We start from the raw sequence: 23,793 nt of genomic DNA on the forward strand, positions 1-23,793 counted from the left end.
AGACATTTAACGCCATGAATCAGGAGAAATGCCCATGAGCAAAAAAATTGCAGTGATCCTTTCCGGCTGTGGCGTATATGACGGCGCAGAGATCCACGAGAGCGTGATCACCCTGCTGCGCCTGGATCAGCGCGGCGCTCAAGTGGAATGCTTTGCCCCCGATATTGCGCAATTGCATGTGATCAACCATCTCACGGGCGAAGAAATGCCCGAGTCGCGCAATGTGCTGGTGGAGTCTGCGCGTATCGCCCGAGGCGCAGTAAAGGATATTGCCCAAGCCAACGCCGCGGACTTCGACGCCCTGATCGTGCCGGGCGGGTTTGGCGCGGCGAAGAATCTGTCGAACTTTGCCGTGGAAGGCGCCGGTTGCAGCGTCAACCCGCAGGTGTTGGAGCTGGCTGAAGCGTTTGCCGAAGCAGGCAAGCCGGTGGGCTTGATCTGCATCTCGCCGGCCCTGGCCGCGAAGATCTACGGCCCTGGCGTAACCTGCACCATCGGTAACGATGCCGACACAGCGGCCGCCCTGGACAAGATGGGCGCCACACACCACGAATGCACGGTGGAAGATATCGTCGAAGACAAGGCGCGCAAGCTGGTCAGTACGCCGGCGTATATGCTCGGCAAGAACATCAGTGAAGTGGCGTCAGGGATCAACAAGCTGGTGGATCGGGTATTGGAATTGACCCACGAGAACGACTGACGCCCTCTTTCTGTAGGAGCGAGCTTGCTCGCGAAGAACCTGAGGGCGCCGCGTTCACCCAGAGTGCCCGCGTTATCGTTGACGTTTTTCGCGAGCAAGCTCGCTCCTACATCGGCTTCATCAAGCGGGTAAGGATTCGGTCCAATGCATTGGCAAACGCCTGCTTGTCCTTTTCGCTGTGGGGCGGTGGTCCGCCGCCCATCTGGCCTTGCTCGCGCAGGTCAGTAAACAGGTTACGCACCGCTAACCGCTCACTCATGTTCGCCGGGCTGAACTCCTTGCCGCGCGGATCAAGGGCCGTGACGCCCTTCTTCACCAGCCGATCGGCCAAGGGCACGTCGCTGCAAATCACCAATTCGCCGGGCACCGCGTGCTCAACCAGGTATTCATCGGCCGCGTCGGGGCCGCTGGGCACCACGATCAGCTTCACACAGGAAAAGCTCGGCTTGATCTGGCTCTGCCCGGCCACCAGCACCACCTCGAACTGGCGCTTGAGAGCGAACTTCACCACTTGGTCCTTGGCCGCCCGAGGGCAGGCGTCGGCGTCGATCCACACGCGCATACTACGCCGCCACCCGGCGCTTCTCGGTCAGCCGGCTACGGCCATACAGCACCACAATCGCCAGGATCGCCACGGCCTGTGCGCTCAACGAATAGGCATCGGCGTGGATGCCCAGCCAGTCGAACTCAAAGAACGCCACCGGCCGCGTGCCGAAGATGCCCGCCTCCTGCAAAGCCTTGACACCGTGCCCGGCGAACACCACCGACAGCGCGCACAGCAACGCGGCGTTGATGCCGAAGAACAGCGCCAGGGGCAACTTCGCCGAACCGCGCAGGATCACCCAGGCCAGGCCCACCAGCAGCACCAGCGCCGTGGCACCACCGGCCAGCACCGCGTTGTGCCCGGCAGGACCGGCTTGCAACCACAGGGTTTCGTAGAACAGGATCACTTCGAACAGCTCGCGGTACACCGAGAAGAACGCCAGCACGGCAAAACCGAAACGCCCACCGCCGCCCACCAGGCTGCTCTTGATGTAGTCCTGCCAGGCCGCCGCGTGGCGCCGGTCGTGCATCCACACGCCGAGCCACAGCACCATCACACTGGCGAACAACGCTGTGCAGCCTTCGAGCAACTCACGCTGGGCACCGCTGACGTCAATGACATAGGCCGCCAAGGCCCAGGTACCCAAACCTGCCAACAGCGCCAGGCCCCAGCCGACGTTGACGCTGCGCACCGCCGATTGCTGGCCGGTGTTACGCAGAAAGGCGAGGATCGCTGCCAGCACCAGAATCGCTTCCAGCCCTTCGCGCAGCAAAATCAGCAAGCCGGAGATATAGCTCAACGACCAGCTCAGGCCATCGCCGCCCAGCAACCCGGCAGACTCGGTGAGTTTGCCTTTGGCCACGTCAAGGCGCTGCTGCACCTGCTCGACAGGCAATCCGTCCTGCAGCGATTGCCGATAGGCCATCAGGGCCTTCTCGGTGTCTTTGCGCACATTGGCATCGACGTTATCCAACGAGCTTTCCACCAGCTCGAAGCCTTCCAGGTAGGCAGCGACAGACAGATCATAGGCCTGCTCGTGGTCGCCGTTGCGGAAGGCCGCCAGGCTCTTGTCCAGCGTGGCAGCCGTGTAGTCGAGCAACTGCGCGGGGCCACGCTGGACTTGTGGCGGCTGGGCACGCTGAGCGCGGAAGGTCGCCGCAGCGTCAGGGCCGCTGGCGGCGAGCACCTCATTGGGAGTCTGTCGCGCCAGGTCGGCGAGGTTGAACGCCTGCTCGCTTTTGGCGGCAGCCGGCTCGGCAGTGAAACCGGCGATATAGGTCGCCAGATCCCAGCGCTGGCGGTCGTCCAACTGGTCGGCAAAAGACGGCATATCAGTGCCTTCGACACCCAGCCCGAGGGTGTTGTAGATCGCATACAGGCTCAAGCGATCCAGACGCGTGGCATCACGCAGGTTCGCAGGCGGCGGCGTCATGCCCATGCCCGCCGGGCCATCACCGGCGCCGGCAGTACCGTGGCACACCGAACAATGCTGGGCGTAGAGCGGCGCACCGCGTGTCGGGTCCGGCGTGATGGCCGGGGCCTGGCTGACTTCATACGCCACGGCCAGTTTGGCGCCCAACTGACGAGCCTGGCGAGCCACGCTTGCGCCGTCCTGATGGGCGGTGACCGCCGCCAGCAACTCATCAACGCCTTTTATCAATTCAGCGCGCTCGGGTTTGTCGGGCAGATCAGCCACCAAACCCTGCAGCACCCCGAGAAACTCCACTTGCTCACGGTATTCCGAGTCGTCCACCACCTTGCCTGCCTCTACCGTCGGCGGGTAGTCGGCGCCGATATAGTCCAGCAAATGCAGGGCCTGAGGCGCGCCTTCGGCGGTCGCGGCCAAGAGATTGAAGCTGCACGACATCAGCGCCGGCAACAGCAGCCACGCAAGAAAGCGGAAAGGGGCAGTCATGAATGAATCTCAAGTGGAAATACGAAGTAACACTATTGTTGAGCTTTAATGGATTCGACTCAAGGTGTTATTTCATATCACCGCAAAACCAATGTGGGAGGTGGCTTGCCCCCTCCCACAGTTTGATCCGGCTTGTTCAGTTATGCCGTGGCGCGGTGCAAGCTTGCGAGGAAACCGGCGGCACCGACAAACAAGCCGGCGAAGGTGCGGTTCACACGTTTCTGCTGCTTGGGCGTACGCAGCAGCCGCAGAACTTTAGAGGCCAACCCCGTATAGCCCGCCATCACGATCATATCGACGCTGATCATGGTCGCACCAAGGATCAGGTACTGAATCAACAGCGGCGCCTGCGGGTTCACGAACTGCGGCAACACGGCCAGCATGAACACCAGGGCCTTGGGGTTGCTGGCGTTGACCAAAAAGCCGCGAAACATCATCGCCATCGGCTTGCCGATCGGGCGCACGGCGGCGTCATCGGTCATGTCCATGGGCAGGGCACGCCATTGCTTGATGGCCAGGTACACGAGGTAGGCCACGCCAAACCATTTGATCGCATAGAACGCGGTCGACGACGCCGCCAAAATGGCACCCAGGCCACCCGCTACCACCGCAATTTGCATCGCCAGGCCCAGTTGCAGGCCAATGGCGTTCCAGTAGCCACGCACAAAACCGTATTGCAGGCCGCTGGACATCGAAGCGATGGCACCGGCGCCAGGGGAAAGGGAGATGATCCAACTGGCCAGGAAAAAGGCCAGCCATGTGTCGAGAGCCATTGCGCACCTCAGAAGGGAGTCAGCGATTGTGCCTTAAGCTAACTCCAGCGACCGAAGGCTGGCTATCAATTTCTGTAGGAGCGAGCTTGCTCGCGAAGATCGTCAACGATAACGCGGGCAAACTGGATGAACGCGGCGCTCTCAGGTTCTTCGCGAGCAAGCTCGCTCCTACAGGATGTTGGTACCGGGCCCGGGCCAACGGCGTACGGAGCGCTGGAAGAACATACTGTTCGGCACCTGCACCATCGCACTGCTGGTACCGGCTTCTTCCACTTCGATCAAGGTGGTGTAAAGCAGGTTGATCGCCACGACCCGGCCCTTCACGCCAGGTTTATCGACGGTGTCCACCAACTCAACAATATCCCCAAGGCGAAACGGCCCGACGGTGAAGATCAGGATTGCACACAGCAGGTTGGACAGCACCGACCACATGGCAAAAAACGCCACTGCCGCTACCGCGACAAACCCTGACAGCGCCGTCCACAGCACCGTGGCAGACACACCCAGGCGGCCCAGTACAAAGATCAGCGCACTGCCCATGATCAGCCAGCGCAAGCCGCCACGCAGGGGCATCAGCAACTGCGGCGGGAACGGGTAACGCTCACCCAGGCGCGTCAGGCCCTTGGCGACAAAGCGCTGGGCCAGGTAGCCGGCCAGCAGAATCAGCAGGATTTGCACGCCGATCCATACAGGCTCGACCCATTGCGCCGGTACCGGCAGTTGCAACGCTTCCATCAGGACAGCGCCTCCAGCTCCGCTTGCAGGGTTTCGAGCAGTTCCAGAGCCTCCATCCAGGTTTCCTCCAACTGCCCCTCGCGCACCTTGAGCCTGGCCTGTTCGGCCAGCAGGTCACGCAGCTCGTCCTTGCGCGCCGCCTCGTACACAGCGCTATCACCCAGGCTGGTTTCGATCCTGGCCAGGCGCTCGTGCACCTTGCCCAGTTCCGCCTCCAGCTTGTCGGCTTCGCGCTTGTGCGGTGCCAACTGCTGGCGCAGCGCGGCGGCGGCCTGGCGCTGGGCCTTCTTGTCGGTTTTGTCCGGGTTGACCGGGGTGTTGCTGGCCGGCGCATTGCGCAGGCGGTAATCGGTCAGCCAGCGTGCGTAATCGTCGAGGTCGCCGTCGAATTCTTCGACCTTGCCGTCGGCCACCAGCAGGAAGTTGTCGGTAGTGCTCTTGAGCAGGTGGCGATCGTGAGACACCACCAGTACCGCACCGCTGAACTCCTGCAGGGCCATGGTCAGTGCCAGGCGCATTTCCAGGTCCAGGTGGTTGGTCGGCTCATCGAGCAGCAACAGGTTCGGCCGGTCCCACGCGATCAGGGCCAGGGCCAGGCGGGCTTTTTCACCCCCGGAGAAGTTCAGCACCGGCTCGTCGATACGCGCGCCACGGAAGTCGAAACCGCCGAGGAAGTCGCGCAGCGTTTGCTCGCGCTCGGTAGGTGCCAGGCGTTGCAGGTGCAACAGCGGGCTGGCCTTGGCGTCGAGCGAATCCAGTTGATGCTGGGCGAAGTAGCCCACCACCGTGTTTTCACCACGGGTCAGGCGACCGGCCAAAGGCTCAAGTTCGCCCGAAAGGTTTTTGATCAGCGTCGACTTGCCTGCACCGTTGGGCCCAAGCAAACCGATGCGCGCGCCGGGCGTGAGCTGTAGCTTGACCTTCTCCAGGATGGTCTTGTCGCCGTAGCCCAAGCGGGCGTCCGAAAGATCGAGCAGGGGGCTTGAGATCTTCACCGACTCACGGAATACAAAGTCGAACGGCGAGTCGACGTGGGCCGCCGACAGCTCTTCCATGCGCTCCAGCGCCTTGATACGGCTCTGGGCCTGACGGGCCTTGGTAGCCTGGGCCTTGAAGCGGGCGATGTAGCTTTCCATGTGCGCACGTTGCGCCTGTTGCTTTTCAAACGCCTGTTGCTGCTGGGCCAGGCGTTCGGCGCGAGCGCGTTCGAACGCGGTATAGCCGCCACGGTAGAGGGTGATTTTCTTCTGTTCGACGTGGGCGATGTTGTCGACCACAGCGTCGAGGAAATCCCGGTCGTGGGAAATCAGCAGCAAGGTGCCCTGGTAACTCTTGAGGAAGTCTTCCAGCCACAGGATCGCATCGAGGTCCAGGTGGTTGGTCGGTTCGTCGAGCAGCAACAGGTCCGAGGGGCACATCAGTGCCTGGGCCAGGTTCAGGCGCATACGCCAGCCGCCGGAGAAGTCGGCGACCGGGCGGTCCATCTGTTCGTTGGTAAAGCCCAGGCCAGCGAGCATTTTGCGGGCACGGGCGTCGGCAGTGTAGCCGTCGGCGCTGTCCAGCTCGGCGTGCAGGCGGGCCTGAGCGGCACCGTCCTGGGCTTTTTCGGCCTCGGCGAGGTCGTGTTGCACCTGGCGCAGGCGCAGGTCGCCATCGAGCACGTAGTCGATCGCGATGCGGTCCAGGGTGTCGATCTCCTGGCGCATATGGGCGATGCGCCAGTCGGCCGGCAGCAGGCAGTCCCCGGAATCCGGGGTCAGCTCACCGAGCAGCAAGGCGAACAAGGTGGATTTGCCGGCGCCATTGGCACCGATCAGGCCGGCTTTGTGACCGGCGTGCAGGGTCAGCTCGGCGTCTTCGAGAAGACGTTGCGGGCCACGCTGTAATGTTAGGCTTTGAAGTCGGATCATAATGGCGGCGGAGTCTACCAGCTTCGTTGGCCGCTGGCTTGGGTGTGAATATGTGCGCTGACCTGTGGAGCTTTGCCCTTTCGACCTACGCTCGCCCGGGTGTGGAGGCCGCTTGCCTGCGCTTGCAGGAACAAGGCGCGGATGTATGTCTGCTGCTGTGTGGTGCGTGGCTGGAGCGGCGCGGTGTGGCCCATAGCCCTGAGCGCGTGCGGATGCTGCAACAGGTTGCCCACCCGTGGCGGGTGCAGGTTGTCGAACCCTTGCGACAAGTACGCGTGCAATGGCGTGCCATGGCCCAGCAGGATGCTCAATTGGCAACGCTACGCGAGCAGGTCAAGACGCTGGAACTGGAGGCCGAACGAACGCTGCTGGCGCGCCTGCAAGCGCTGGCGCAGACATGGCCGATCAACGAAGTGGTGGGTCAGCACCAATGGCTTGAAGGCCTGGCGACCGAAGCCGCCAACCTTGACCGCGACGCGCTGCAGCAGCTGCGCGTCGCGGCCACCAACACTTAGGAAGCGCTGGTTGGGGTGGAGCTTGGCGCTACCGGTGCAGGAGTACTGCTGGCCGGTGCGGTTGGAGCGGCGGATGCTGCCGGGGTGGCAGCCGATGCTGCTGGAGCGGCTGGCTTGGCGGCGGCTGGCTTGGCGGCGGCTGGTTTGGCAGCAGCAGGTTTGGCAGCTGGCTTAGCAGCTGGTTTTACAGCAGCAGGTTTAGCGGCTGGCTTGGCGGCTGGTTTCGCAGCGGCAGGTTTAGCAGCTGGCTTGGCGGCTGGTTTTGCAGCAGCAGTTTTAGCGGCCGGCTTGGCGGCTGGTTTTGCAGCAGCAGGTTTAGCAGCTGGCTTGGCTGCCGGTTTTGCAGCAGCCGTTTTAGCGGCTGGCTTGGCGGCTGGTTTTGCAGCAGCAGTTTTAGCCGCTGGCTTGGCGGCTGGTTTTGCAGCAGCAGTTTTAGCGGCTGGCTTGGCTGCCGGTTTTGCAGCAGCAGTTTTAGCGACTGGCTTGGCGGCTGGTTTTGCAGCAGCAGTTTTAGCGGCTGGCTTGGCTGCCGGTTTCGCAGCGGCAGTTTTAGCGGCTGGCTTGGCTGCAGGTTTTGCAGCAGCAGTTTTAGCAGCTGGCTTGGCGGCTGGTTTTGCAGCGGCAGTTTTAGCAGCTGGCTTGGCGGCTGGTTTTGCAGCGGCAGTTTTAGCAGCTGGCTTGGCGGCTGGTTTTGCAGCGGCAGTTTTAGCGGCTGGCTTGGCAGCAGCAGTTTTGGCAACCGGCTTGGCTGCAACCTTGGCCGGTGTACGAGCACCCAGCGCTTTAGCCACGGCTTCCTTCACACGACCAACGCCCTGGGCCAGTTTCAGGCTTTCTTGAGCGTCTTTTTTGAGTTGGGAAATGTAGCTGCGGGTTTCAGCTTGACGATCCTTGAGGGCATCCAGCAGGTCCTCAAGTTCTTTGACAGCGCCCTTGGCTTTGGCTTGCGCCTTGGACTTGCCGGCAGTAGCGGCGTCTTGCAGTTTGGTACGGGATTTGTGCAGTTTCTCTTGCGCTTTGCCGCGTTGTTTTTCCAGCTTGGCGAGCAGTTTTTCTGCATCGGCCAGCGCCTGGGAACATGCGCTTTCCAGATGTTCGAGCAAGCTGCCCGAAAGTTGTTGGAGCAAGTGCAACGGGGTATTTACAGGCTTCTGTTTGGCCGACATGGTTTACCTCCTGGCTGACGTGGGTGCGGCTCATACTAGCCCTCTGCTCTTACCGCCGCTAGCGCATGTTGACAGTATCGTTGGGCTTGCGTTGCACGGTACGAAAATTCTTATCGATATAACGCAAATGCGCGCCAGTTTTTACGCACCCGCACTGGCATAATCCGTCGCACCTTCGTCGGGAGAATGCCCATGTCGCGTTACCTTTTTCTAGTGTTTGGCTTGGCAATTTCCATGGCCGATGCGAGCGAGCAATCGCCGTCAAAAACCACTGCCACAGCGCCGCACGATCTCGCCTATAGCTTGGGCGCAAGCCTCGGCGAACGGTTGCGCCAGGAAGTCCCCGACCTGCAGATCCAGGCTCTGCTCGACGGCCTCAAGCAAGCCTATCAAGGCAAGCCGCTGGCGCTCGACAACGCACGCATCGAACAGATCCTCACCGAACACGAAGCGCAAAACGCCGCCAACGCACAAATACCTCAAAGCGAAAAAGCACTCGCCGCTGAACAGCAATTTCTCAACCGGGAAAAAGCCGCCAAGGGTGTTCGCGAGTTGGCCAATGGAATTCTGCTCACAGAACTGACGCCAGGCACCGGCAACAAACCATCAGCCGGCGACGAGGTACAAGTGAAATACGTGGGCCAGTTGCCCGACGGCACCGTCTTTGACCAAAGTGCGCAGCCGCAATGGTTTCGCCTGGACAGCGTGATCAGCGGCTGGAGCAGCGCATTGCAACAGATGCCCGTGGGGGCGAAATGGCGCCTGGTGATTCCTTCGGCCCAGGCCTATGGCGCCGACGGCGCGGGTGAGTTGATCGCCCCTTACACGCCATTGGTGTTCGAGATCGAACTGCTCGGCACTCGCCACTGACCCATAAAAAAACGGTGCGACATGCGCACCGTTTTTTATCTGCCCACCCAGCTTCAGACTTGGGTGGCAGCTTCTTCCTTATGGGCGTTGTGCAGCACTTCGATCAAGCAGTCTTCCAACTCGAAACGCTCATGCAACAGCGCGCCCAGTTCTTTGAATTTTTCTGCTACACATTTACCGGCATCACACAGGTCGGTAAACGCCAGCAGCTTTTCAGTAATCACGTCGATGCGCGGGTAGAGCGTGTCTGCCAGCTCCAAGCCTCGCTGATCATCGAAGGCCTGGGCTTCCTTGGTCAGTTGCTCGTAGACACCGAAATGACCAGCAGACACGTAGTCCACCAACACAGCGCAAAAATCTTGCAGCGTCTCGCGATTCTCGGCCAGCGCTTCGGGCTTGGCACCGAGAGCATCAAAGGCCCGAACCAGTTCGTGACGTGCTTTCAACCAGCTGTCGATCAGCTTGTGCACCCCACCCCAACGTTCCTGAGCATTCTGACAACTTTCCAGCATGATGATCTCTCTTCCCTATAGGGGCGCTGCTGCTCTGTACCTGCGCAACACTTGGAGGATTAAGCAGCAGTCGAACAAAGCCGCGTCTGACAAATGGTTTGGATACGCGTGCGGGCCAGATTATGCCCGCAGGACTATGGCTTCAAGGTACGCAGGAGAGAATGTTCATACAAGCGTTTAATCCGTTCCTACAACCCGCATCCCGTTTTCATGGTGCTGTGAGGCGTAAGTGCTTACTAAACAGCAACCGCGAGCATTGCGTGATGCCCAGGATCAACATTGCTACAAAGAACAACAGGCTCCACTCCGGCAGGCTCAGGTCAAATAGCGTCCAGTTGATTTCGACACAATCGACAGTACCGTTGAACACTGATCGCGCCGCCTGCCAGAACGACAGGTTTTCGATCATGTGGTGCAGGCTGGGCCAACAATCCCGAACCGCACCTGTCGGAATATTCTGCAACAGTACTTGCCGCCCAGCGGTAACAGCCCCCAACAGCGCACACACGATGCTCGCCAGCCCATACAGGCAAAGGCCGGAACGTCCGGGATTATGAAGGGCGGCCATCAGGTTGATCAGCGCAAAGGTGGCCAGAAACAGGCGTTGAACCTGGCACAGAAAGCAAGGCTGTAGCAGCGCGCCGTATTCCAGATAGAAGGACGCGCCCAACGTCAGCGCGCCCGCCATGAACGCCAGGAAAAACAAGGAGCGTAAAGGGGCCAAAGACATTGTTTATCCGCACTGCAAGAGATAGGTCGCTACGGTAGAGGAAAGGCCTGACCCCTTTCAATACGCTCTGGAGCAGACAATTCCGCGAAAACGTAAGGACATTCCGCCAAGGCATGGCGGAAATCCAGTTACAACAGGTAGGAATTGGTTACCAGGCCAGCTATACCGAGTGTTTACAGGGGTTCGAAGGATCGGGCGTCGGATAGATCCGAGCCCATCCGTTCACCCTTTCCTACTTCAAGCACGCGCCGGTACGGGCAACGGCGAGGACAACAGACGATTGTCGAGCAACCCCAGGCCTTCCTGAAACAGCTGGTTGCTGCGCTCAGTGTCGCCCAGTTGGGCGAGCAGGCGGGCCAATTCGGCACAGGCTTCCGGGTTGCGCTGTACTTGCAGGCTGCTTTCAAGATAGTCCCGGGCCTTGCCCCACAGGCTGTTTTGCAGGCACAGACGACCCAACGTCAGCAGCAAGCTGGCATCGCCTGGATGATCCTTGAGCCAGCCTTCGGCAAACTTCAATTGGCGCGCAGGGTCACTGCCACGCAGCAGGCCATACAGGCGAATCAGGTGGCTGTCATAGTCGCGCTTGAGCGCACCACGTAGCACTTCCTCGGCCTTCGCATCTGCGCCAAGTCGACGCAGTTGGTCGGCATAAGCCAACACCAGTTGCGGCTGCTGGCGCTGAGCCGAAGTCAGTTGCTGCCAGGCCCGTTCCAGAGACTGCAAGCCCGCCTCGCCCTGCTCTTCACGCTGGGCAGCCAGGCTCAGGTTTTCGCCCCAGGCACGACGCTCCAACTCAGCCAGCTCACTGGCGGGCAAGACTTTGTCCTTGCGCAGCTCAGGCAGCAGGCGAATCACCGACGACCAATCACCACGCTGCTGATGCAGGCGCTGCAGCTGCCTGAGCACCTGCGCGTTATGGGGGTGGCGCTCGTGCATTGCCTGAAGCGTCACCAGGGCGCCTTCAGTATCGCCGCGATCCATCTGCAGTTGCGCATGGCTCAGGGCCACGGCCAATTCCGCCTGGGGCTGACGCTCCAGAGCGCGCTCCAGCAAGCCGTCGGACTCCTCATAGCGACCCTGTTCATTAGCTGCACGGGCGGCGCCGATGTAGTAGAGCAGCGGTTGGCGCTCAGCTTCCGCCGCGCGGTGCAAATGGCGCTCGGCACTGGCCCAGCGACCCTCGGCGAGGTCCATCTGGCCTTGCTCTATCGCAATCTGCACCCGGCGGCTGCGGTTGCGTCGCGACCATGGATTGACCACGCCACCGGAGGTGGTGATCAGGCTCAGCAACACACGAACCAGGTAGATCGCCAGGCCGATGGCAAACACGGCCACCAGGGTCGCCCACAGGCTTGATTCGTAATGCAGCAAATGCGGATAGGTAATCAGCACGTAGCCGGTGTGTTTCGAAATACCCACGCCCAGTGCGAGCGCGACGGCAATCGCCAGCACCAGGATCACATAGAAACGCTTCATCAGCTCTACTCCTGGGTCGCCGGCTTGCCGGCCGCGGCCTTGGCTTCGTCGGCAGACAGATGACGACGTTCAAGGTATGCCTGCACGGCGGCCAGGCTCGCAGCCAGGTCCGGCGTCACCACCGATACGGCCTTGGGCTCAAGTTCAGCGATACGCGCCAGCATCGCCTTGCTCTGCGGGTTGTCCTGATTGAAGTTGTCCTGCAATACGCTGCGTGCTTCGCCCAACGAGCGGCTGTACACCGCCGACTCGCCGTTAAGCGCGGCCCATTGGGCTTGTTCCAGCGCCAGGCTCAGGGCCAGGCGCACTTGGTTCAAGCCCTGGCCAGCCAGCAATGGGCGGATGTTGTCATCCGGGTTGAAGTCGATGCGGAAGTAGCGGGAAATCTGCTCCCACCACTGACTCAACTGGTTCTGCGTATCGCTGGTGGGGCGCCCTTGGGAAGCGGGCTCCGTAAGCTGATATTCGGGGGCAATCGCCGCCAACTGCACGACCTGATCACGCAAGGCCGCCAGTTGCAGGTACAGACCGGTGCGGTCCGGTTGCTCAGTGCTGCGCAAGGCGGCAAGGCTCTTGGCCAGTTGCTCGCGGGCGGTGAAAGCGCCTGGGTCGCTCTGCTCGCGAAGAATTTCGTCGGCGCCCTGGACCAGCGACTGCGCACTGTTGATGTCTTGCAAGGCAGACAAACGCAAGCTGGCCAGACGAATCAGATGCTCCGCCTCGGCCAGGCGCCAATCCTTGCGGCTGGCGCCCAACACCGTTTCCAGGCGCTGGCTCAGGCGTTGCTGATCGCCCTGCAACTGGGCAACCAGGCGGCGGCGCTCCTCCAGCTCGTCCGCACCCGGCAATTGCGCCAGGCGGGCGGCCAACTGTTGCTGGCTTTGCTTGAGGCTCTGGGATTGGTCATCCAGGGTCTGCACTTGGCTCAGTTGGTGTTGGCTGCTGGCTTGAAGGGCACGCACCTGCCAAATCCCCCAACCGCCGGCGGCTACGCCTGCAGCCCCCAGCAACAAGGCGACGACTGCCAGGCCATTGCCACGGCGCGGCGCGGTGACCGGTGTCTCGACCGACGCATCAAGCGCGGGTTGAGCTTCATCTTTAGGCAAGGCTGTTTCGCTCACGTATCCGTCCTTTGCGTATCAGAGAGTGGGAACGGGATAGCTCCCCAACGCCACTAACAAAGCCGCGGCACTCGCGCCGCGACAATCCACAACTTTTTTTGCGCCAGCGGCCCGCGCCATCTCACAGACGCGCGGGCTGGGCACGAACAACGGCAGCTCTGCCACCTGGGGCCAATCGGGGCCGGCCAGGGCTTGCAGGTGTAAAAAACCCTGCCCACTGCTGACCACCAGGCCGTTCAAGCGTTCCAAACGGATGCGCTGCATCAGCGCACCCGCCTCGTAGACCGGAAGAAAACGCCGATACAATTCCAGATAGTCGACACTAGCACCTTGCTCACGCAAACGCTCTGCCAGCAACTCTCGGCCGCCCTCGCCCCTCAGGATCAGCACCTTGGCGCCCGGCTGTACGATAGCCTCGCGCAATGCAGGCAATTGAAGCAAGGCCTCGCTGTCATCGCCAGTGGCAGGATAATGAACGTCGAGACCATGACCGGCCAGGATCTGCGCCGTCGCCGCACCGACGCTGAACCACGGCATTGGCGGCACGGCACTCCCCAACCGCTGCAAAGCCAGGCGCGCGGCCGGTTTGCTCACCACAATGACTGCGCTATAACGCTGCAACGCGCCAAACACCCCTTGTTGCTCAGCCGTGACCGCTAACGCTTGCGTCTCCAGCAACGGCAAGCGGCTGCTGTATATACCGGCCTGGGACAATACCGCCGCCAGGGCCGTCGACTCTTCGGCAGGCCGCGTCAGCAGCACTCGCCAGTCGATCACTGCGGGCCAGCCTCGCCATAGACTTTTTGCAAAATGGCACCGGCGCCTTTGTCCAGCAACTCCTCGGCCACCTGAATCCCCAAGGCCGTGGCGTCTCGTTGCGGCCCCCGCACCTGGGCGGTCAACAGCGTACCGCCATCCGGATCCCCCACCAGGCCGCGCAGCCACAGGTTCTCACCTTCGAGCACGGCATAGCAGGCGATGGGAACTTGGCAGCCGCCATTGAGGTGTTTGTTCAGGGCGCGCTCGGCGGTCACACGAACTTCGGTATCAGCGTGATCGAGGGGCTTGAGCAGTGCGTGGATTTCGCTGTCGGCGGTCCGACATTCGATGCCGACCGCGCCCTGCCCACCGGCGGGCAGGCTGTCTTCGACGCTGATGGCCGAGGTGATGCGATCTTCGAAGCCCAAGCGGATCAAGCCGGCGGCGGCAAGAATGATCGCGTCATATTCGCCGGCATCCAGCTTGGCCAGGCGCGTGTTGACGTTGCCGCGCAAAAAGCGGATCTGCAGGTCGGGGCGACGTGTCAGCAGTTGGGCCTGGCGACGCAGGCTGGAGGTGCCGACGATACTGCCCAGCGGCAAGTCATCCAGGGATGCGTAGGTGTTGGAAACAAAGGCATCGCGCGGGTCTTCGCGCTCGCAGATGCAAAAAAGGCCCAGGCCTTCAGGGAAGTCCATGGGCACGTCTTTCATCGAATGCACGGCGATGTCGGCTTCGTGTTCCAGCAGCGCGGTTTCCAGTTCCTTGACGAACAAGCCCTTGCCGCCGATTTTCGACAGTGGCGAGTCCAGCAGCTTGTCGCCGCGACTGACCATGGGCACCAGAGATACCTTGATGCCCGGATGAGCCTGCTCAAGGCGTGCTTTAACGTATTCGGCCTGCCACAAGGCCAGGGCGCTTTTACGGGTGGCGATGCGGATTTCGCGAGAGGACATGGATCAATCCGTACTGAATAGATACGGCGGATAATAACAGCTCAGGCAAATACGCTTTGATTTGAATCAGCAAGTGCGGGGCCTCCCTGGCCACATCGCACTGGGATAAGGAAGGCAGACCGCGCCCCAGCCCTTGAGCTAAAGCTGCTGCATCATCTTGCGCACGCCGGCGACGTGGCGTCGACTGACGATCAACGCATCGCCATTGAGCCCCTTCAGGAATAGCTGAAAGTGCCCCAGGGGCGTGCGTTGCAAGCGCTCGATACGTTCGCGGGCTACCAGCGCGTTGCGATGGATGCGCACAAAGCGGTCGCCGAATTCATCCTCAAGCGCCTTGAGCGGTTCATCAAGCAGCACCTCGCCAGCCTCGTGGCGCAGGGTCACGTACTTGTGATCGGCAATAAAGTAGACCACCTGGTTGAGTGGGATCAGCTCGATACCTTTGCGGGTGCGCGCACTGATGTGGCTGCGTGGCCCGTTACCACTTTGGGCTGCAGGCTGGGTCAGTGCGGCGAGTTGGGCACGGCTGGGTCGCTCGGCTTTTTTCAGGGCTTTGAGCAAGGCCTCGGCAGTGCCCGGCTTGACCAGAAAACTGACACCGCTGTCTTCCAGCGTCTGTGCAGAGAACTCTTCCTGGGCCGCGCACAACACCACAGCGGGTGGCGATTCGCGCTCGCTCAGGCGGGCAGCGACTTGCAGGCCATCAAAGCCCGGCATACGGATATCGAGCAGCACCACGTCCGGCTTGAGGCTGTCGATCAGCGTCAACGCCTCCTCACCGCTGGTGGCACTCGGTTCAAGGACTGTATAACCCTCGAGTTCACTGACCAGACGGCTCAGTCGCTCGCGGGCTTGGGGTTCGTCATCAACGATCAGGACATTCATATTGCGCTGGATTCCTGCGTGAGTCTCGCACAAGGATAGCGTAGACAGGTGCGGTGACTTGCGTCACAGCGATCCACGCTAAGACTAGCGCGAGCGGCAAAAAGTGCCCCGAGAGCGGCACCCAAATTTACCCGGACCTGTTCAATAGCGCCCAAGACCTGCTGCCTTTGGGCATCGTCGTAGGGTTCACTGATACACAATCCGAATACCCCCCTGTTTAATGGATAGTCTGGTTATGACCGCATCACCAGACTTTGGTGCATTCACACACTAGCAGTCCAACTGTAGACGCTCACTGAGACGATATTGCTCAATCGTCAAATATCGTTTCAATAAGTACGTACCTTCAGTCTCGTCCTGGACGCGTTCGGCGGCAAGGCACTTAGCCATCTACCACACAAATAAAATTGCCGCCCACCCTCGGCACCGCCTTCACGGGCAACCCTGTTATTATCGCCGGTACACCTTCATGCCTCTTTCAAGCAGATCACGAGCGAATCCATGAGCACCGACAAGACCAACCAGTCCTGGGGCGGCCGCTTCAGTGAACCCGTCGACGCCTTCGTCGCGCGCTTCACCGCCTCCGTCACCTTCGACCAGCGCCTGTACCGCCACGACATCATGGGCTCCATCGCCCATGCCACGATGCTGGCCAAGGTCGGCGTGCTGACCGACGCCGAGCGTGACAGCATCATCGACGGCCTGACCACCATCCGCGGTGAAATCGAGGCAGGCACGTTCGACTGGCGCGTCGATCTGGAAGACGTGCACATGAACATCGAGGCACGCCTGACCGATCGCATCGGCGTGACCGGCAAAAAACTGCACACCGGCCGCAGCCGTAACGATCAGGTAGCCACTGATATTCGCCTGTGGCTGCGCGATGAAATCGACCTGATCCTGGCCGAAATCACCCGCCTGCAAACAGGTTTGCTGGAGCAGGCCGAGCGTGAGTCAGACACTATCATGCCCGGCTTCACTCACTTGCAGACGGCACAGCCGGTGACCTTCGGCCACCATTTGCTGGCCTGGTTCGAAATGCTCAGTCGCGACTACGAGCGCCTGGTCGATTGCCGCAAGCGCGCCAACCGTATGCCGTTGGGCAGCGCTGCGCTGGCCGGTACCACCTACCCGATCGACCGCGAATACACCGCGCAACTGCTGGGTTTTGACGCCGTGGGCGGCAACTCCCTGGACGGCGTGTCGGACCGCGACTTCGCCATCGAATTCTGCGCCGCCGCCAGCATCGCGATGATGCACCTGTCGCGCTTCTCCGAAGAGCTGGTGCTCTGGACCAGCGCCCAATTCCAGTTCATCGACCTGCCGGACCGCTTCTGCACCGGCAGCTCGATCATGCCGCAAAAGAAAAACCCCGACGTGCCTGAGTTGGTACGCGGCAAGAGCGGCCGTGTATTCGGCGCACTGATGGGCCTGCTGACCCTGATGAAAGGCCAGCCACTGGCTTACAACAAGGACAACCAGGAAGACAAAGAGCCGCTGTTCGACGCCGCCGACACCCTGCGCGACTCGCTGCGTGCCTTTGCCGACATGATCCCGGCGATCAAGCCCAAGCACGCGATCATGCGTGAAGCGGCCCTGCGTGGCTTCTCCACGGCAACCGACCTGGCGGACTACCTGGTGCGCCGTGGCCTGCCATTCCGTGACTGCCACGAAATCGTCGGCCACGCGGTGAAATACGGCGTCGATACCGGTAAGGATCTGGCGGAAATGAGCCTGGAAGAACTGCGCCAGTTCAGCGACCAGATCGAACAGGATGTGTTTGCCGTGCTGACCCTGGAAGGCTCGGTGAATGCCCGTAACCATGTGGGCGGCACTGCGCCGGCGCAGGTCAAGGCGGCGGTCGTGCGCGGCCAGCAATTGCTCGCCAGCCGCTAAAAGCATCGCAGGCAAGCCAGCTCCCACACTTGATTGGGTTCACACATCAAAATGTGGGAGCTGGCTTGCCCGCGATGGTGCCCTTACTGCTGCCAAAGATTTATTTCCTGGCCGCAATCATCGCCATAAACGCCGGCATCGCCGCCTGCCTGTCCGCCTCTACCTTCTGCGCATTGGGCATCTCATTCAGGCGCGCCAACAATGCCTTCGCCTGCGGCAACTGCGCCAGCAGGTCCAGCCCAAACAGCTTCTCGCCCACGCCGCAGGCCAGGTTCAGGCTGTACATGAAATACAAATCCGCAATTGTGAAGTTCTCCCCTGCCACATAAGGCGCGAACTTACCGTGCCGGCCTAACGTACCGATCCCAAGCAGCAGCTCGGCCCTGGACTTCTCCTTGATCGCCTCCGGCACCGCCATGCCGAAAAAAGCCTCGGCGAAACACGCCCGCGCAGGCAGTTCGATGTACAGCTCGATCTCACGGCACAGCGCCAGCACCTGAGCCCGCGCAAACGGGTCGGCGGGCAGTAGCGCCGGGCCTTCCTGGGTCTGTTCGAGGTATTCGAGGATGACGCTGGTTTCGTTGATGAACCCCTGCTTCACACCCAGCACCGGCACTTTGCCGCGGGGGCTTACCGCCAAGGCTTCGGGATTTTGCCCGGCATAAAAAGGCACCTCTTCGAAGGGCAGTCCTTTCTCCAACAGCGCCAGCTTGACCATGTTGTAGTAGTTGCTGACCGAAAATCCGTAAAGCTTGAGCATCACAAAGCCTCCAGGCCGGGTGTGGGGTTGGCTGCAAGAGTTATAGATCCTCAAGGGCACCCTGACCAGCAGCATCACCCACCTGAATGGGGGTAGACTGACGCCCTTTCCTTGAGGAGCCTGCCATGAGCGAGCCGACCGATATCGACAACGACGAAGAAGAATTCACCGAAACCACGCTGATCGAAGCCATCGAAAACCAGATCGAAAGCGACAACCCGCCAGCGGCGAAGGCGACGTTCAACAAACTGACCCTGGTGGGTTACGAGCGTGAAGACATCCTGAATCTGATGGCTCACGTGCTGGCCTTCGAGATCGATGCCATGCTGGACGAAGACCGTGCGTTCGATACTCAGTGGTACGAAACAGCGCTGCGCGCACTGCCCGAGTTGCCGCCGGAAAAGGAATAACCCCCGCGCGCAGCAACACGCTGGACAGTTCGGCAAAGTGCGTTCACCTTATGGCCTGCTAGCCTCTAATAAATTTTAGAAAGTCTGGAGTCCTTATGTCGTATACCCCTGAGTTGGTTGCCGAACTGGAAATCCTTGTACTCTTCCCCTTGGACAGCACCAAGGAGGGTTTGAAAGTCCATCAGACCGCCGCCCCTACCGCCATCGCCGCTGCCAAGCGCCTCCACGCGAAAGGGCTGATCGACCAGCCAGACGGGGGCTACCTGACCAGCCTTGGCCGGGATGCTGCAGAGCAGGCCCAAACCCTGCTGACCATTCTGACCACTGCCAGCACCAAAGAAGCTGCCTGACACCTGATACAGCCCATGGAGTCCGCCCGCTGCGGGCTCTGAGGGCGCTGTTGTGTGGCGCAAAAATTCTGACGCCAAAAAGCCACTTCCCTCTAAAACTCCTACGCTACTGTCTGTAGACTCCTGCATGGCTGCCCACGTCGGGCCCAGCGAGCCACCGAGTTCGACATGACCCGCACCCACGAAATCCGCCCTGATCTGGACGAAGGCATCGACCGCAAGGTGCTGACCCAGTTGCGCGCGCGTTTCATGGCCCTCAATGAGGGCCGCATGGCCCGAGCTGTCGAGGGGCTGACACCCCGCCAACAAGGCGTGCTGACCTTGTTGCCGCTGTTTTTCCACGTCAATCACCCGTTGTTGCCGGGCTATGTCTCCAGCAGCACCCCGGCGGGGCTGTCGAATTTCGAACCGGACGCCCAGGCCCTGGCCGAAGCTCAGCGCCTGACTCGCTCGTTCTCCTATAAACCGCGCCATGGCAACCCGCCCCGCCCCATTCACGGCCTGTTCCTGATGGGCAGCCTGGGCACGCTGGCCCAGGCCGATCAAAGCGATATGGACGTGTGGGTGTGCCACGCCTGCGACCTGGACGAAAGCGAACTGGCAGAGCTGCGTAAAAAGTGCCAACTGCTGGAGGCGTGGGCCTTGAGCATGGGCGCCGAGGCGCATTTCTTCCTGATCGACCCGGCACGCTTCGTACAAGGCGAACGCGACACCCAACTGAGCTCCGACGATTGCGGCACTACCCAGCACTAACTGCTGCTGGACGAGTTCTACCGCACAGCCATCTGGCTGGCCGGGCGCACGCCGATTTGGTGGCTGGTGCCGGTCTACGAAGAAAAGCGCTACACCGAATTTACCCACGCCCTGATTTCCAAACGGTTTATCCGCGCCGATGAAACCCTCGACCTGGGTCACCTGGCCCATATCCCGCCGGGCGAATTCATCGGTGCCGGCCTGTGGCAATTGTTCAAGGGCATCGAGTCGCCGTACAAATCGGTGCTCAAGCTGCTGCTGACCGAGGTCTACGCCAGCGAACATCCGAACGTGTACTGCCTGAGCCTGCGTTTCAAGCGAGCGGTGTTCGCCAACCAACTGGACCTGGATGAGCTGGACCCTTATATCGTGGTCTATCGCCGTATCGAGGAATACCTCAAGGCCCGCAACGAACCGGATCGCCTGGAACTGGTACGGCGCAGCCTGTACCTGAAGGTCAACCGCAAGCTCAGCGCCGGGCAGCGCACCGCCAGCTGGCAACGGCTGCTGCTGGAACGCCTGGCCCACGAATGGGGTTGGGACCAACGCCAACTGGCCCTGCTGGACAGCCGCAGCCAGTGGAAAGTACGCCAGGTGGCTTCCGAGCGCCGTGCCCTGGTCAATGAACTGAACTACAGCTACCGCTTCCTCACCCAGTTCGCCCGTAGCGAACAGACCGCCAGCCTGATCAACAAACGCGACCTCAATGTGCTGGGGCGGCGTTTGTATGCGGCGTTCGAACGCAAGGCCGGCAAGGTCGAATTCATCAACCCCGGCATTGCCCCGGACCTGGCCGAAGACACCCTGACCCTGGTGCAGTCGCCCAACCGCAAGGAGCCTGGCCAGCACCATTGGGGCTTATACAACGGCAACCTGACGGCTTTGGAATGGGAGCACTTCGCGCCGATCAAGCGCAGCCGCGACCTGCTGGAAATGCTCACCTGGTGCCATCGCAACGGCGTGATCGACAGCAGTACCCGCCTGGCGCTGCACCCCGGTGTCAGCGACATGACCGAATTCGAGCTGTTCAACCTGCTGGGCAGCCTGCAACAGACCATCGCCTTGCCCCTGGCCAGTGTCGAAGAAGAACGCCTGCTGCGTCCGGCAGTACCGGAAGACGTGTTGCTGCTGATCAACGTCGGCGTGGACCCGCTCAAGCATCACCGCGATTTGAATATCCTGATGACCACCGAGCGCACCGACTCTCTGAGCTACGCCGGCGTGCGCGAAAATCTGGTGCTGACCCTGGACCAGGTCACGCTCAACAGCTGGAACGAGGTGATGGTCAGCCGCTACGACGGGCCCCACGCCCTGCTCGACTGCCTGCGCGACTACCTTAACCAACTTCCGCCGGGTCATCTGCCGCGGCTGCGGGTGCGCTGCTTCTGTCACAACCGTGCGCAGTTCATTGCCCAGCGGGTAGAAGAGGTATTCGACACCGCACAGCACCTGCTGCTTGGCCAAGGCAATCATCGCTATCTGTTGCAGGTGCAGCAGCACTATCACGTCATGGAACTGACACCGGGCCAGGCCAATCATGTGTCACTGCCAACCCAGGACGCGTTGATTGCTTACCTCAGTGAGGAACTGGCCAGCTACAGCCCGTGGCACCTTGACGCCATGGCCCTGGAAGACCATGACCTGGCGCTGCTCCTGCCCATGGGCCAGGCCGATTGCGTGCAAGTGTTCTATCGAGTCAATGAAGGCTTCGCCCAGCTGTACGTGCTCGACGAATTCAACGCGCTTTGGCAGCAGCGCTTGCCGTTTCATGATGAACAAAGCTTGCTGGCACCGCTGCAACGCTTCCTGCAATCGATCCTCTATCGCCGCGAAGCGCTGTCGTCCCTGGATTCCCCACAGCCCTTGAGTGAAATGCACGCCTTGTACTATCAGTTATTGCCGTCGGGCAGCGGCCGTGCGCGCGGCGTAGAGCCACGGCCGGCGCCGCAGAACCCTGCCAACAAGCCGTTTTATGACGTGCAGGCAATTATCGGCAAAGGCGCGCCCGGCCAGGTAGGGATCACGCTGTACTGCAATCAGAGGGAATTTTGCGAACTGGAATTTGGCGACCAACTGTTTGCCGTGGTCGCCCGGGAGATCGTCGGGCAACGCCGGGAAACCGAGCGTTACCGCTGTTACATCACTGATCTGGATTTGTCGGGGCTGCTGGGTGATGTGCAAAGCCCAAGCAATCTGTACCTGCGCTACAAAGCCGAACTGGAACAGTCCCTCAATGCGGCACTGGGCCAGGTTTAGAGCGGGAAAGCCCCGCCATCCTTGGGCTGACCGTCCACACTGAGCAGTTCCAGCTTGAGCGTTTTGCCACCCGGTGCAGGCCAGTCGATATGCTGGCCTACTTGCAGGCCCAACAAAGCACTGCCTACCGGCGCCAGGATCGAAATCTTGCCTTCGTCGGCGTTCGCGTCCTTGGGGTAGACCAGCGTGAGGTGATAGTCCTTGCCGCTGCTTTGCTCACGGCAATGCACGCTGGAGTTCATGGTCACGACACCCGCAGGCACTTCATCGTGACCAACCACGTCTTCGGCGCGGTCGAGTTCGGCTTGCAACGCTTCGACGCCGGGAAACTCGTCGCCCAAGCGGTCGATCAGTTGCTCCAGACGCTGCACGTCAAGACGGGTAAGAATGATGGACGGTGCGGTGGTCATGATTCAGGCAGACTCCTTTTTTCTGCACAAAAAAGCAAAACCCCGCCAGAAAAGGCGGGGTTCTCACGGACCTCGATGAGTTGAGGTGTACCCGGACACTACCACAGCGTCACAAATAAACAAGATGCTGTCAGGCCTGGGCCTTGCGCTGCTCGGCTTGCGCGCAGATCACCCGGCGCCGCGCATCGTCGGCAGAGCGCCATTCACGGATGTCCTCCACGTGGCGAAAGCAGCCAAGGCAGACTTTCTGCTCATCCAGGCGACACAAACTGATACAAGGTGACGGCACCGCCGGGCTGACATTGCTGAACAGCGGCTTGGGCGGGCGTACGGTTGCAGGCTCACTCACCATCAGATCTCGTCGAAATCCAGCTCGGCGCCGGTATATTCCTGAACCAGACGCGCGAGCATTTCGCCCAGCAACTCTTCACTTTTGTCGCACTGCCATTTGCCGCTTTCTTCGTCGTAATCGAAGTGAACGCCGCCGGAGCGCGCCGCCAGCCACAGCTGACGCAGCGGCTCCTGGCGGCTGAAGATCAGTTGCTGGCCGCTCTCGAACTTGACGGTCAGCACACCGGCCGAGCTTTCCAGGTCCACGTCCAGGCCGCTGTCGTCGAAAATATCTTCCAGCTTCTCCTGGGTGGCATCCACCAGGTCGTGAAAACGGGCTTCGGTCAAACTCATTGTGGCAACCTCAAAAGTGTCTGGTTTTGCTCAAGCGCCGCACGATACGGGCGAGCCTCGCCGATTGCAAAGGATACTGATTTCCTCACGGATGACGGTACGAAATATCCCCAGGCATCGTAGCCTGCTTCCCTACTGTCTCGGCAAACCCCCGCCGGACGGGTGTTGCGGCGCATAGGCAAGCTGGCGGGTGGTCGGTATACTCGGGCGCAATTAATGCATATTCAAGGATTTCGCCATGAAGCGCCTGATCTCTTCCCTTGCTGCGCTCGTCGCGGTCGCTTGCCTCGTTAGTGCCTGTGGCCAGAAAGGCCCGTTGTACCTGCCGGATGACAGCAAAGATCCAAACGAACAGGCGCAATCGTCGCAAAAGCCGTCAAAAGCCCATAAGCACGACACCTACTAAGTTAAGGGAAACTTATGGACGCTTTTAACTACCGGGACGGCGAGCTGTTCGCGGAAGGCGTGGCCTTGTCCGCGATTGCCCAGCGCTTCGGCACCCCGACCTATGTGTACTCGCGTGCGCATATCGAAGCCCAATACCGCTCGTTCACCGACGCGCTCGACGGCGTGCCGCACCTGGTGTGCTACGCAGTCAAGGCCAACTCCAACCTGGGTGTACTGAATGTCCTGGCGCGTCTTGGCGCTGGTTTTGACATCGTGTCCCGTGGCGAGCTGGAACGCGTATTGGCCGCCGGCGGCCA

At 60.9% G+C, this 23,793-nt stretch carries 24 protein-coding genes and 3 pseudogenes; 9 read left to right on the forward strand and 18 right to left on the reverse strand.

Annotation, left to right across the window (positions count from 1 at the left end):
* The first annotated feature begins 34 nt into the window (after positions 1-34).
* The gene (gene elbB, locus JFT63_RS25730; protein WP_057702017.1) at positions 35-700 is read left to right on the forward strand and encodes an isoprenoid biosynthesis glyoxalase ElbB; all 666 of its coding nucleotides are present in this window, start codon (positions 35-37) and stop codon (positions 698-700) included.
* Positions 701-711: 11 nt separating this feature from the next.
* Here the strand turns inward: elbB and JFT63_RS29775 are convergent.
* From JFT63_RS29775 to JFT63_RS25755, 6 genes and pseudogenes are all read right to left on the reverse strand, one after another.
* Positions 712-798: pseudogene (locus tag JFT63_RS29775) on the reverse strand (outer membrane lipoprotein carrier protein LolA); the annotation flags it as partial.
* Between the two features lie 8 nt (positions 799-806).
* Complete coding sequence (locus JFT63_RS25735) at positions 807-1,262, reverse strand: YaiI/YqxD family protein (protein WP_198845034.1); 456 nt, start codon at positions 1,260-1,262, stop codon at positions 807-809.
* 1 nt (position 1,263) lies between these two features.
* Positions 1,264-3,159 carry an FTR1 family protein gene (locus JFT63_RS25740; RefSeq protein ID WP_198845035.1) on the reverse strand — a complete coding sequence of 632 codons (1,896 nt, stop codon included), beginning with the start codon at positions 3,157-3,159 and terminating at the stop codon, positions 1,264-1,266.
* Positions 3,160-3,299: 140 nt separating this feature from the next.
* Entirely contained in the window at positions 3,300-3,932 is a 633-nt protein-coding gene (locus JFT63_RS25745) for a LysE family transporter (protein WP_005792425.1), read from the reverse strand.
* Positions 3,933-4,100: 168 nt separating this feature from the next.
* Positions 4,101-4,667 (reverse strand): mechanosensitive ion channel family protein, encoded by a 567-nt coding sequence (locus JFT63_RS25750; protein WP_057702013.1) that lies wholly within the window; start codon positions 4,665-4,667, stop codon positions 4,101-4,103.
* Positions 4,667-6,577: an ATP-binding cassette domain-containing protein gene (locus JFT63_RS25755; protein WP_186561065.1), complete on the reverse strand. Its 1,911-nt coding sequence runs from the start codon at positions 6,575-6,577 to the stop codon at positions 4,667-4,669. Before JFT63_RS25755 ends, JFT63_RS25750 begins: the two co-directional genes overlap by 1 nt.
* 50 nt (positions 6,578-6,627) lie before the next feature.
* Between JFT63_RS25755 and JFT63_RS25760 the strand changes: the two genes are divergently transcribed.
* Entirely contained in the window at positions 6,628-7,092 is a 465-nt protein-coding gene (locus tag JFT63_RS25760) for a TIGR02444 family protein (protein WP_198707201.1), read from the forward strand.
* On the opposite strand, the gene JFT63_RS25765 is transcribed toward JFT63_RS25760, so the two are convergent.
* A complete protein-coding gene (locus JFT63_RS25765; RefSeq protein ID WP_198845036.1) occupies positions 7,089-8,258 on the reverse strand; it encodes an AlgP family protein in 1,170 nt (389 codons plus the stop codon). The two genes, JFT63_RS25760 and JFT63_RS25765, sit on opposite strands and share 4 nt — an antisense overlap.
* Positions 8,259-8,450: 192 nt before the next feature.
* Here JFT63_RS25765 and JFT63_RS25770 point away from each other — a divergent pair, with 192 nt between their 5' ends.
* Positions 8,451-9,128, forward strand: a complete 678-nt coding sequence (locus JFT63_RS25770; RefSeq protein WP_186561058.1) for an FKBP-type peptidyl-prolyl cis-trans isomerase — start codon at positions 8,451-8,453, stop codon at positions 9,126-9,128.
* Between the two features lie 53 nt (positions 9,129-9,181).
* Here the strand turns inward: JFT63_RS25770 and JFT63_RS25775 are convergent, their stop codons facing one another.
* The 7 genes from JFT63_RS25775 to JFT63_RS25800 form a co-directional block, all read right to left on the reverse strand.
* Positions 9,182-9,640: an Rsd/AlgQ family anti-sigma factor gene (locus JFT63_RS25775; RefSeq protein WP_057702008.1), complete on the reverse strand. Its 459-nt coding sequence runs from the start codon at positions 9,638-9,640 to the stop codon at positions 9,182-9,184.
* A gap of 208 nt (positions 9,641-9,848) precedes the next feature.
* The gene (locus JFT63_RS25780; protein ID WP_186561056.1) at positions 9,849-10,370 is read right to left on the reverse strand and encodes a disulfide bond formation protein B; all 522 of its coding nucleotides are present in this window, start codon (positions 10,368-10,370) and stop codon (positions 9,849-9,851) included.
* Between the two features lie 237 nt (positions 10,371-10,607).
* Positions 10,608-11,849, reverse strand: a complete 1,242-nt coding sequence (locus tag JFT63_RS25785; protein WP_198845037.1) for a heme biosynthesis protein HemY — start codon at positions 11,847-11,849, stop codon at positions 10,608-10,610.
* A 5-nt stretch (positions 11,850-11,854) separates the two neighbouring features.
* Entirely contained in the window at positions 11,855-12,970 is a 1,116-nt protein-coding gene (locus JFT63_RS29785; RefSeq protein ID WP_186561052.1) for a uroporphyrinogen-III C-methyltransferase, read from the reverse strand.
* Between the two features lie 18 nt (positions 12,971-12,988).
* Positions 12,989-13,747: a uroporphyrinogen-III synthase gene (locus JFT63_RS29790; RefSeq protein WP_332875281.1), complete on the reverse strand. Its 759-nt coding sequence runs from the start codon at positions 13,745-13,747 to the stop codon at positions 12,989-12,991.
* Positions 13,744-14,685 (reverse strand): hydroxymethylbilane synthase, encoded by a 942-nt coding sequence (gene hemC / locus JFT63_RS25795; RefSeq protein ID WP_057702003.1) that lies wholly within the window; start codon positions 14,683-14,685, stop codon positions 13,744-13,746. Before hemC ends, JFT63_RS29790 begins: the two co-directional genes overlap by 4 nt.
* 138 nt (positions 14,686-14,823) lie before the next feature.
* Positions 14,824-15,570, reverse strand: coding sequence for a LytR/AlgR family response regulator transcription factor (locus JFT63_RS25800; RefSeq protein ID WP_057702002.1), 747 nt, complete (start codon positions 15,568-15,570; stop codon positions 14,824-14,826).
* A gap of 501 nt (positions 15,571-16,071) precedes the next feature.
* On the opposite strand from JFT63_RS25800, the gene argH reads away from it, so the two are divergent.
* Positions 16,072-17,466 (forward strand): argininosuccinate lyase, encoded by a 1,395-nt coding sequence (gene argH / locus JFT63_RS25805; protein WP_186561045.1) that lies wholly within the window; start codon positions 16,072-16,074, stop codon positions 17,464-17,466.
* Positions 17,467-17,566: 100 nt separating this feature from the next.
* Here argH and JFT63_RS25810 read toward each other — a convergent pair whose 3' ends face one another.
* Positions 17,567-18,226, reverse strand: coding sequence for a glutathione S-transferase family protein (locus tag JFT63_RS25810; RefSeq protein WP_057702000.1), 660 nt, complete (start codon positions 18,224-18,226; stop codon positions 17,567-17,569).
* Between the two features lie 125 nt (positions 18,227-18,351).
* On the opposite strand from JFT63_RS25810, the gene JFT63_RS25815 reads away from it, so the two are divergent.
* From JFT63_RS25815 to JFT63_RS25825, 3 genes and pseudogenes are all read left to right on the forward strand, one after another.
* Positions 18,352-18,636: a hypothetical protein gene (locus tag JFT63_RS25815; RefSeq protein WP_057701999.1), complete on the forward strand. Its 285-nt coding sequence runs from the start codon at positions 18,352-18,354 to the stop codon at positions 18,634-18,636.
* 95 nt (positions 18,637-18,731) lie between these two features.
* Positions 18,732-18,986, forward strand: coding sequence for a TIGR02647 family protein (locus JFT63_RS25820; protein ID WP_003195403.1), 255 nt, complete (start codon positions 18,732-18,734; stop codon positions 18,984-18,986).
* Positions 18,987-19,154: 168 nt separating this feature from the next.
* Positions 19,155-21,995 (forward strand): annotated as a pseudogene (locus JFT63_RS25825) (class I adenylate cyclase).
* On the opposite strand, the gene rnk reads toward JFT63_RS25825, so the two are convergent.
* The 3 genes from rnk to cyaY all read right to left on the reverse strand — a co-directional run bounded on the left by rnk (position 21,992) and on the right by cyaY (position 23,089).
* On the reverse strand, positions 21,992-22,405 hold the full coding sequence (gene rnk, locus JFT63_RS25830) for a nucleoside diphosphate kinase regulator (protein ID WP_057701997.1): 414 nt from the start codon (positions 22,403-22,405) through the stop codon (positions 21,992-21,994). The pseudogene JFT63_RS25825 and the gene rnk sit on opposite strands and share 4 nt — an antisense overlap.
* 130 nt (positions 22,406-22,535) lie before the next feature.
* Entirely contained in the window at positions 22,536-22,754 is a 219-nt protein-coding gene (locus tag JFT63_RS25835; protein ID WP_057702291.1) for a DUF1289 domain-containing protein, read from the reverse strand.
* A 2-nt stretch (positions 22,755-22,756) separates the two neighbouring features.
* A complete protein-coding gene (gene cyaY / locus JFT63_RS25840; protein WP_057701996.1) occupies positions 22,757-23,089 on the reverse strand; it encodes an iron donor protein CyaY in 333 nt (110 codons plus the stop codon).
* Positions 23,090-23,327: 238 nt separating this feature from the next.
* On the opposite strand from cyaY, the gene lptM reads away from it, so the two are divergent.
* Positions 23,328-23,495 carry an LPS translocon maturation chaperone LptM gene (gene lptM / locus JFT63_RS25845; RefSeq protein WP_003195417.1) on the forward strand — a complete coding sequence of 56 codons (168 nt, stop codon included), beginning with the start codon at positions 23,328-23,330 and terminating at the stop codon, positions 23,493-23,495.
* Positions 23,496-23,509: 14 nt separating this feature from the next.
* Positions 23,510-23,793 (forward strand): annotated as a pseudogene (locus JFT63_RS25850) (diaminopimelate decarboxylase); the annotation flags it as partial.

The organism is Pseudomonas sp. MF7453, from assembly GCF_016405455.1.
GTDB lineage: Bacteria > Pseudomonadota > Gammaproteobacteria > Pseudomonadales > Pseudomonadaceae > Aquipseudomonas > Aquipseudomonas paralactis.